Below are 9,054 nucleotides of genomic sequence, written 5' to 3' on the forward strand. Positions count from 1 at the left end.
GTGCCCTTCTGGACGATGTCGACCAGATCCTCGGCGCCAACGATATCGGCGCCGGCCGCCTTGGCTTCCTCGGCCTTGTCGCCACGCGCGAAAACGGCGACGCGGACGGTACGGCCGGTGCCGTTCGGCAAATTGACCACGCCACGGACCATCTGGTCGGCATGGCGCGGGTCGACACCCAGGTTCATCGCGATTTCAACGGTCTCGTCGAACTTCACCGAGGACCGGTCCTTGAGCAGCTTCAGCGCCTCACCCAAGGCATAAGCCTTGTTGGGATCGATGCCTTCACGGGTCTTCGATACACGCTTTGCAATCTTTGCCATGATCTCAGCCCACCACTTCCAGACCCATCGAGCGGGCGGAGCCCTCGACCATGCGCATGGCCCCCTCGATATCGGTTGCGTTCAGATCCTTCATCTTCTGCTCGGCGATGGCGCGCACCTTGTCGCGGCCAATCGTGCCGGCCTTGACCTTGCCCGGCTCCTTCGAGCCCGACTTCAGGTTCGCGGCCTTCTTCAGGAAATAGCTCACCGGCGGCGTCTTCATGACGAAGGTGAACGACTTGTCCTGGTAGTAGGTGATCACGACCGGAATCGGCGATCCCTTTTCCATTTCCTGGGTCTGCGCGTTGAACGCCTTGCAGAACTCCATGATGTTGATGCCGCGCTGACCAAGCGCCGGTCCGATCGGGGGCGACGGCGTAGCCGAACCCGCGGAAACCTGGAGCTTGAGCTGGCCTGCAATTTTCTTAGCCATCTCTTTCCTGCCTTTGTCTCATGCCGGCCCCACTATCTGGGCAACACCGGCGGGTTGCAGTCTGGTGGTGCGGTTCCTGTGGCCGGCTAAAGCCGCATTCGCCTCCCACCCGTTTTGGCCGCGCGATTTCCACGCCGCCTCCCCTCACCGCCGAATGGGCGACAAGGATTTCGGATCAGCCCTTTTCGACCTGTCCGAATTCGAGATCGACCGGCACGGCGCGCCCGAAGATCGAAACTTCCACCTTGAGCCGCGCCCGCTCCTCGTCCACTTCCTGGACGAAACCGTTGAATGACGCGAACGGACCGTCCGACACGCGGATCGCCTCGCCGATCTCGAAAGTGACCGACGGCTTCGGCCGCTCGACGCCTTCCTGCACCTGGTTCAGGATGCGCTGGGCCTCGGTCTCGGTGATCGGCACCGGCTTCGAGTCACCCAGGAAGCCGGTGACCTTCGGCGTGTTCTTCACGAGCGAGAACACTGCGTCGGTCAGGTTGGCCTTCAAGAGCACGTAGCCCGGGAAGAACTTGCGCTCGGCATCGACCTTGCGGCCGCGGCGTATCTCGACAACCTTCTCGGTCGGCACGACGATCTGCTCGATGTCAGCGGACAGGCCTTTCTGCTTGGCCTTGTTCTCGATGTCCTCAGCGACCTTTTTTTCAAAGTTCGAATAGGCGTGGACGATGTACCACCGCGCAGTCATTTCAAGACTTCTCCGTAATCGCCGGACTTAGCGTCCGATGCCCAGAATCTGCTCGACCGCGAGGCCCATGAGCTGATCGGCGGTAAAGAAAAAGATCATCGCGATCACAGCGAACGCCAGGACCATCACCGTCGAGATCATCGTTTCGCGCCGCGACGGCCAAGTCACCTTGGCGGTCTCCGAGCGAACTTGCTGGAGAAAGACGAATGGATTTGTGGTTTTCGAAGCCATGTGCCGCTCTGTCTGCAAGACCCGTTGACCGGATCTCCTGGATGATCCCGCTGGCCGGGATGTGCCGCCTGAGCCTATGTTCGCGCCGAATCAGCGCAATCATTTCGCCCATGCAAATCGGACGCGTAAAGCCGGCTTCCCAGCTCCACGCGTCGCGTGTCTGTTTCGTCTACATAAAACCGATTCTTGATCCACGCAAGTGGCAAGTGTCCGCTTTATGACCAAACGCCGCCTCGGAACCATCCAGTCGTCCCGTCCCGGCTATGGCCTCTTATGTCTCAAGACAGCGTATATGGCAAGCCACGGCGGATTTTCAAAGGGCCAAAGCGTGGAAGACCAGACAATTTTCATGAATTGGCCATTCCGAAAAATGGCACGGGTTTCATGAATTGGCCATTTCGAAAAATGGCACGGGCAGCAGGGCTCGAACCTACGACCTGCGGTTTTGGAGACCGCCGCTCTACCAACTGAGCTATGCCCGTATCGTGCGCACGTCAACGCAGCAGGCGCTTCCTAAAAGCTTCCGTGCGCGCTGTAAAGAGCGGTCTGATCTGATCGTTCCATTCCTGCCCGCTTTCAGCATCAGGTCGGAAATCTCCGTGGCGATTCGGGATCATCCGCCCGACGGCTGCTTGTACGGTCCGCCGGGCACGCCCCAGCCCCAGGCCGGCATCGGCTCGGTTTCGGGATCGCAGGTCTCGCTAAGGTTGGAGTTCATCTTCGCCAGCCGCGACCCCCATTCGACATAGGCCATGAAAGCCGAGCGGAATTCCGGATCGTTCGGCAGCCCGACTTCATCGGCGGCATCGACGAGAAGGTTGATCCAGCGGCGGCGCTGTTCCTCGCTCAGATGCTTGCCGAGATGATGCATGACCATCTCGCGGTGGCCGCCATGCTCTTTGCTGTAGGTCGTCGGTCCACCAAGGACCTCGCCGATGAAGGCCGCGACATGGGCCGGATGATCCGGTGACATATTTTTGAACACCGGGCCGACGATGGGATTCCTAGACACCATGTCGTAGAAGGTTTTGGTCAGGCGATTCAAGCCTCGGTGCCGCCGGCCCATTCGAACAATGTCGGGATATCCTGGCTCATTCTCGATCCTCGACTGGCCGGACTGTCAATTGTTGCGGACGATAGCGGAACTATCGAACGTTGCTCAACCTGCCTCGATGGCCAGTTTGGGTCAGTTGCAGCGCCTGCGCCTTACAACTTGACCGGCGCGTCGGCCTGAACCTCGGAAGTCGACACCACGCGGCAATTCTCCGGCATTGGCTCCGATTTGCAGATGGTCGGGCCGGTAAATTCATCTGCCGATTCAAGCCCGGTCGTCAGCCCGACTTTCAACATCATGTCGGGTTCGAGCTGCCGGTGGCGCGAGGCCGGCACCGACCGCATCGCCACCAGCAGACCGGGTCCGACCGCCATCTCTTTGAGATAGGTCTTGACCCGCTGCTCCAACCCCATCGAATGCACGGTCAACTGCGCACGAGGACCGACAAGGCGTCTGACACCGCCGGCGAGCATGATCGGACAGGCCGCGCCACACTCGCCGCTCGCATCGATCGTGAGCCCGAGATAGACGCCATCTTCGGCGGTGCAATCCGCCTTGTCCGGCTCGCATCCAATGAAGTCCGTCCGTGCAACCGCCACGTCGAGCTTGCGTTCTCGGATCAGCCTTCCGGCAGCCACAGCGCCGAGCACGTCACCTCCCGGCGAGTTGATCACCACGGGCAGTCGCCGATCACCGATCGTGTCCAGCAGTTGGCGCAGCCGTTCCGGCGTTTGAGCGCTAATCGTGCCTTCCGCCGAGATCCATTCGGGACAGTTGGGATCGCAGAGAAAACTTCTGCCGCGAACCAGAACGAAGCGCATATCTCCAACATCGGCCCGCCGCACGGTTTCGGGTTCCGCCGACGCGGCGGGAGCGGGCTTGGCGTATGCCATCACGTCGCCGGCCGGCGCCGGTATTTCCCTGCAGTTCGCAGCCACCGGATCTGTTTTGCATAGAGTTGGCGCGGTCAGCAGGTCGACGGCATCCAGGCTGGTAACCAGCTTCGCCTGCAGCATGTCGTAGGGGGCCAGTTGCTGGATGCTGCTGGCCGGCGTCTCCTTCATCGCTTCTAGCACACCAAGGCCGACGCCCATTTCCCTGAGATAAGCCGCCAGCCTTTTCTCCACCGCCTTGCTCATCTCATAGGTCTTGTAGCTGCCGGCGTTCTTGCGGCTGATGACCTTTTTGTTGACGATCTTCTTCTTGCCTCTCACCACGCGGTAGGTGGTTCGGTACTGCAATTTCGTCCGGATGTAGGTTGTGGTGATCTGATGGACGCCGAGATGGGCCCATTGACCGACCACGCGCCTGACGCCGCCGGCAAGCATCAGCGGACAAGCGGAATTGCAGATCGCGCCGTCGGCATAGGCATTGCCGAAATAGCGAGCGCCCTTGCCGTCTTTTTCCTTGCACGCCTTGGCGTCGGGCTGGCAACCGGTGAGCCCGGTTTTGCCGACCGCAATATCGAGCTTGTTCTTGCGGATCAGCCGGCCAAGCGCCAGCGCGGCTTCGACATTGCCGCCGGGAGAATCCACGACAACGGGCAGTTTTCGGCCACCGAGCACCTTGAGCGTGCGTTTGAAAAGGGCCGGCGTGCCGGCTTCTATCGAGCCTTCAGCCGATATCCATTCCGGGCAGGTCGGCTCGCAACCAGGCGCGCTGCTGCGGACGACGACGAACCGCATCGTCGGGCCAATCTCCGGGGCGGATTCTTTTGTATTCGCCGCGAAGGCAGCGTGTTCCATGCCAAGGAACGACGCCAGGCAGATCACCCCAAGCATCCACCATGTCTGGCCATCCAGACGGTGCCATAGAACCATTCGGGCAAGCCCCCGCAATGCAAGCTATCCTAACGCACGACCCCCAAAAACGGAACCGATTTTCGCTCGCGATCATGCGCAATATCAACGTGCTACAGCGTCCTTCGCGCGCACGAACAACGCCCGGCGCTGTGATTGAGCTTTGACGGCTCGCAACAGGGTTTTGCGATGGCGCCGCAGGCACTCGGCTGTGCTAAAAAAAAAGCAAAAAGGGCAGCCCGAGGACTGCCCTTTCGCAATCGATCTGATCGGCAATGCCGGTGTCGATTACTCTTTGATGGTGACGACGATGCCGGCACCGACGGTGCGGCCGCCTTCACGGATGGCGAAGCGCAGCTTCTCTTCCATGGCGATCGGCACGATCAGCTCGACATCGACGGTGATGTTGTCGCCAGGCATCACCATCTCGGTGCCTTCCGGCAGCGACACGATGCCGGTCACGTCGGTCGTGCGGAAATAGAACTGCGGACGGTAGTTGGTGAAGAACGGCGTGTGACGGCCGCCCTCGTCCTTGGTCAGGATGTAGGCTTCGGCGACGAACTTCTTGTGCGGCTTGACCGTGCCGGGCTTGGCCAGAACCTGGCCGCGCTCGACACCTTCGCGGTCGACACCGCGCAAGAGCGCGCCGATGTTGTCGCCGGCCTGGCCCTGGTCGAGCAGCTTGCGGAACATCTCGACGCCCGTGCAGGTCGTCTTGGTGGTCGGACGGATGCCGATGATCTCCAGCTCCTCGCCGACCTTGACCACGCCGCGCTCGACGCGGCCGGTCACCACCGTGCCGCGGCCCGAAATCGAGAACACGTCCTCGATCGGCATCAGGAACGGCTTGTCCAGCGGACGAACCGGCGTCGGGATGTAGTCGTCGACCGCAGCCATCAATTCGCGGATCGAATCCTCGCCGATCTTCTTGTCGGAATCTTCCAAAGCGGCAAGTGCCGAACCCTTGACGATCGGAATGTCGTCGCCGGGGAACTCGTTCTTGGTCAGCAGCTCACGCACCTCGAGCTCGACCAGCTCGAGCAGCTCGGCGTCGTCGACCTGGTCGACCTTGTTCAAAAACACCACGATCGACGGCACGCCGACCTGACGGGCCAGCAGAATGTGCTCGCGGGTCTGCGGCATCGGGCCGTCGGCGGCCGACACAACCAGGATCGCGCCGTCCATCTGCGCGGCACCGGTGATCATGTTCTTCACATAGTCGGCGTGGCCGGGGCAGTCGACATGGGCGTAGTGGCGGTTGGCCGTCTCGTATTCGACATGCGCCGTCGAGATGGTGATGCCGCGCGCCTTCTCCTCGGGCGCCGCATCGATCTGGTCGTAGCGCTTGTATTCGCCAAAATACTTGGTGATCGCCGCCGTCAGCGACGTCTTGCCATGATCGACATGGCCAATCGTGCCGATGTTCACATGAGGCTTTGTACGCTCGAATTTACCTTTTGCCATGTGATCTCTCCATTCCTGCTCGCCCGTGCGGGCTTTGAATTAAGTTAGCGCCGCAACCCGTTCGGGCTACGCGTATTTCTTCTGGACTTCCTGAGCGACCGCGGTCGGCACCGGCTCGTAGTGATCGAACTGCATCGTGTAGGCCGCGCGGCCTTGGCTCATCGAGCGCAAATTGTCGACGTATTTGAACATGTTGGCGAGCGGCACCATTGCGTTGATGACCACCGCCACGCCACGGGCTTCCTGGCCTTGGATCTGGCCGCGACGGCCGTTCAGGTCGCCGATGACGCTGCCGACATAATCTTCCGGCGTCACCACTTCGACCTTCATGATCGGCTCGAGCAACTGCACGCCAAGCCTCGGGGCCGCTTCACGGAAGCAGGCACGGCCAGCGATTTCGAAGGCCAGAACGCTGGAATCCACGTCGTGGTAGGCACCATCGATCAGCGTCGCCTTGACGCCGATCATCGGGAAGCCGGCGAACGGGCCCGACGTCATGACGCTGTTGATGCCCTTTTCGACGCCGGGGATGTATTCCTTCGGCACAGCGCCGCCAACGATCTTGGATTCGAAAAGGAATTCGCTGCTTTCCGGATTTGGCTCGAAAAGAATTTTGACGCGAGCGAACTGACCGGTGCCGCCGGTCTGCTTCTTATGGGTGTAGTCCTGCTCTTGGCTGCGGGTAATCGTCTCGCGATATGCCACCTGCGGCGCGCCGACATTGGCCTCGACCTTGAACTCGCGGCGCATGCGGTCGACAATGATGTCGAGGTGGAGCTCGCCCATGCCGGAAATGATCGTCTGGCCTGATTCCTCGTCGGTCTTGACGCGGAAGGACGGGTCCTCGGCAGCCAGGCGATGCAGCGCAAGGCCCATCTTTTCCTGGTCGTTCTTGGTCTTCGGCTCAATCGCGATCTGGATGACCGGATCGGGGAACTCCATGCGCTCGAGAATGACCGGATGCAGCGGATCGCAGAGCGTGTCGCCCGTGGTCGTGTCCTTAAGGCCGGCCAAGGCGACGATGTCGCCGGCGAAAGCCTCTTCGACGTCAGCGCGCGAATTCGCATGCATCTGCAGCATACGACCGATGCGCTCCTTCTTGCCCTTGACCGTGTTGTCGACCGAGATGCCCTTGGTGAGCTTGCCCGAATAGATGCGGGCGAAAGTGAGCGAGCCGACGAACGGGTCGTTCATGATCTTGAAGGCGAGCATCGACAGCGGCTCATTGTCGTCGGCATGACGCTCGATCTCGGCGTCGGTCTTGGCGTCGATGCCCTTGATGGCCGGAACGTCGGCCGGCGACGGCAGGTATTCGACGACGGCGTCGAGCAGCGGTTGCACGCCCTTGTTCTTGAAGGCCGAGCCACAGAACATCGGGTAGAATTTCACCGCAATGGTGCCCTTGCGGATCAGCGCACGGATCTCGTCATTGTCGGGCATCTTGCCTTCGAGGTAATTCTCAAGCGCCGTCTCGTCCATTTCGACGGCGGCCTCGATCATCTTCTCGCGGTATTCTTCCGCACGAGCCTTGAGATCGTCCGGGATCTCGACGACGTCCCAGGCAGCGCCCAGCGTTTCGTCGCGCCAGACCAGCGCGTTCATCTCGACGAGGTCGACGATGCCCTTGAACTCGGTCTCGGCACCGATCGGCAGCTGCATGACGACGGCATGCGCGCCGAGGCGCGAGCCGATCATCTCGACCGAGCGGTAAAAATCCGCGCCGATCTTGTCCATCTTGTTGCAGAAGATCATGCGCGGCACGCGGTATTTGTCGGCCTGGCGCCAGACGGTTTCCGTCTGCGGCTCGACACCGGCATTGGCGTCGAGCAGCGCAATAGCGCCGTCGAGCACGCGCAGCGAACGCTCTACCTCGATGGTGAAGTCGACGTGGCCGGGGGTGTCGATGATGTTGAAGCGGTGCATCTTGCCGTCACGACCCTTCCAGAAGGTCGTGGTCGCGGCGGACGTGATGGTGATGCCGCGTTCCTGCTCCTGCTCCATCCAGTCCATGGTGGCAGCGCCGTCATGGACCTCGCCGATCTTGTGCGACTTGCCCGTGTAGTAGAGGACGCGCTCGGTGGTCGTCGTCTTGCCGGCGTCGATATGCGCCATGATACCGAAATTGCGATAATCTTCGATTTTATATTCGCGGGCCATGGGAGGTGCCTCTTCAGTCTCGTTCGCGCTTTACCAGCGGTAGTGCGCGAAGGCGCGGTTGGCTTCTGCCATCTTGTGGGTGTCTTCACGCTTCTTGACGGCGGTGCCGCGGTTGTTGGCCGCGTCCATCAGCTCGCCGGAGAGGCGGTCGACCATCGTGGTCTCGTTGCGGTTGCGGGCGGCAGCGATCAGCCAGCGGATGGCCAGCGCCTGACGGCGCTCGGGGCGCACATCGACCGGAACCTGGTAGGTGGCGCCACCGACGCGGCGCGAACGCACTTCCACATGCGGCGCGACATTGTCGAGCGCTTGATGGAAGACGGTGACCGGCTCCTGCTTGGTCTTGGACTGGACCTGGTCGAGCGCGCCGTAGACGATGGTCTCGGCAACCGATTTCTTGCCGTCATACATGACGGCGTTCATGAACTTGGTGACGATCAGATCGCCGAACTTCGGGTCCGGATTGATCTCACGCTTTTCTGCACTGTGACGACGGGACATTTTTCTCTGCCTCAATTCTGCGTGGTGGCCTGGACCCCGGATCGTCGCCTGGCGCCGTCCGGGATGACCTTGGCTACGCTTCGGTCACTTCGGACGCTTGGCGCCGTATTTCGAACGGCGCTGCTTGCGGTTCTTCACACCCTGCGTGTCGAGCACGCCGCGAATGATATGGTAGCGAACGCCCGGAAGATCCTTGACGCGGCCGCCGCGGATCATGACCACGGAGTGCTCCTGAAGGTTGTGACCTTCGCCGGGGATATAACCGATCACTTCAAAACCATTGGTCAGGCGGATCTTGGCCACCTTGCGCAGCGCCGAGTTCGGCTTCTTCGGCGTCGTGGTGTAGACGCGCGTGCAGACGCCCCGCTTCTGCGGGTTCTGCTGCATGG

The 9,054-nt window shown here is 61.2% G+C and carries 8 protein-coding genes, 1 tRNA gene and 2 pseudogenes; all 11 read right to left on the minus strand.

Annotated features, from left to right (window positions below; genetic code table 11):
* Nucleotides 1-323: pseudogene (locus tag EOA86_RS11135) on the minus strand (50S ribosomal protein L1); the annotation flags it as partial.
* 4 nt (nucleotides 324-327) lie between these two features.
* The gene (gene rplK, locus EOA86_RS11140; protein ID WP_029352163.1) at nucleotides 328-756 is read right to left on the minus strand and encodes a 50S ribosomal protein L11; all 429 of its coding nucleotides are present in this window, start codon (nucleotides 754-756) and stop codon (nucleotides 328-330) included.
* 175 nt (nucleotides 757-931) lie between these two features.
* Entirely contained in the window at nucleotides 932-1,459 is a 528-nt protein-coding gene (nusG, locus tag EOA86_RS11145; protein ID WP_006202141.1) for a transcription termination/antitermination protein NusG, read from the minus strand.
* Between the two features lie 27 nt (nucleotides 1,460-1,486).
* Nucleotides 1,487-1,690, minus strand: coding sequence for a preprotein translocase subunit SecE (gene secE, locus EOA86_RS11150; RefSeq protein ID WP_029352158.1), 204 nt, complete (start codon nucleotides 1,688-1,690; stop codon nucleotides 1,487-1,489).
* A 406-nt stretch (nucleotides 1,691-2,096) separates the two neighbouring features.
* A tRNA-Trp gene (locus EOA86_RS11155) sits at nucleotides 2,097-2,172 on the minus strand.
* Between the two features lie 131 nt (nucleotides 2,173-2,303).
* A pseudogene (locus EOA86_RS11160) lies at nucleotides 2,304-2,785 on the minus strand (group II truncated hemoglobin).
* 111 nt (nucleotides 2,786-2,896) lie between these two features.
* Nucleotides 2,897-4,429 carry a hypothetical protein gene (locus EOA86_RS11165; protein WP_245497216.1) on the minus strand — a complete coding sequence of 511 codons (1,533 nt, stop codon included), beginning with the start codon at nucleotides 4,427-4,429 and terminating at the stop codon, nucleotides 2,897-2,899.
* 402 nt (nucleotides 4,430-4,831) lie between these two features.
* Nucleotides 4,832-6,007: an elongation factor Tu gene (tuf, locus tag EOA86_RS11170; protein WP_029352152.1), complete on the minus strand. Its 1,176-nt coding sequence runs from the start codon at nucleotides 6,005-6,007 to the stop codon at nucleotides 4,832-4,834.
* A 66-nt stretch (nucleotides 6,008-6,073) separates the two neighbouring features.
* Nucleotides 6,074-8,164: an elongation factor G gene (gene fusA, locus EOA86_RS11175; protein ID WP_128341667.1), complete on the minus strand. Its 2,091-nt coding sequence runs from the start codon at nucleotides 8,162-8,164 to the stop codon at nucleotides 6,074-6,076.
* A 30-nt stretch (nucleotides 8,165-8,194) separates the two neighbouring features.
* A complete protein-coding gene (gene rpsG / locus EOA86_RS11180) occupies nucleotides 8,195-8,665 on the minus strand; it encodes a 30S ribosomal protein S7 (protein ID WP_008875664.1) in 471 nt (156 codons plus the stop codon).
* An 84-nt stretch (nucleotides 8,666-8,749) separates the two neighbouring features.
* Nucleotides 8,750-9,054: 30S ribosomal protein S12 (gene rpsL, locus EOA86_RS11185; protein ID WP_128341669.1), on the minus strand; the 305-nt coding region annotated here is incomplete at its 5' end.

The sequence above is a fragment of the Mesorhizobium sp. M5C.F.Ca.IN.020.32.2.1 genome (assembly GCF_004023105.1).
GTDB lineage: Bacteria > Pseudomonadota > Alphaproteobacteria > Rhizobiales > Rhizobiaceae > Mesorhizobium > Mesorhizobium wenxiniae.

What these genes read in the sequence shown, in the direction of transcription:
- rplK (WP_029352163.1), bottom strand. Translation starts at nt 756, where the DNA reads ATGGCTAAGAAAATTGCAGGCCAGCTCAAGCTCCAGGTTTCCGCGGGT.
- nusG (WP_006202141.1), bottom strand. Translation starts at nt 1,459, where the DNA reads ATGACTGCGCGGTGGTACATCGTCCACGCCTATTCGAACTTTGAAAAA.
- secE (WP_029352158.1), bottom strand. Translation starts at nt 1,690, where the DNA reads ATGGCTTCGAAAACCACAAATCCATTCGTCTTTCTCCAGCAAGTTCGC.
- EOA86_RS11165 (WP_245497216.1), bottom strand. Translation starts at nt 4,429, where the DNA reads ATGCGGTTCGTCGTCGTCCGCAGCAGCGCGCCTGGTTGCGAGCCGACC.
- tuf (WP_029352152.1), bottom strand. Translation starts at nt 6,007, where the DNA reads ATGGCAAAAGGTAAATTCGAGCGTACAAAGCCTCATGTGAACATCGGC.
- fusA (WP_128341667.1), bottom strand. Translation starts at nt 8,164, where the DNA reads ATGGCCCGCGAATATAAAATCGAAGATTATCGCAATTTCGGTATCATG.
- rpsG (WP_008875664.1), bottom strand. Translation starts at nt 8,665, where the DNA reads ATGTCCCGTCGTCACAGTGCAGAAAAGCGTGAGATCAATCCGGACCCG.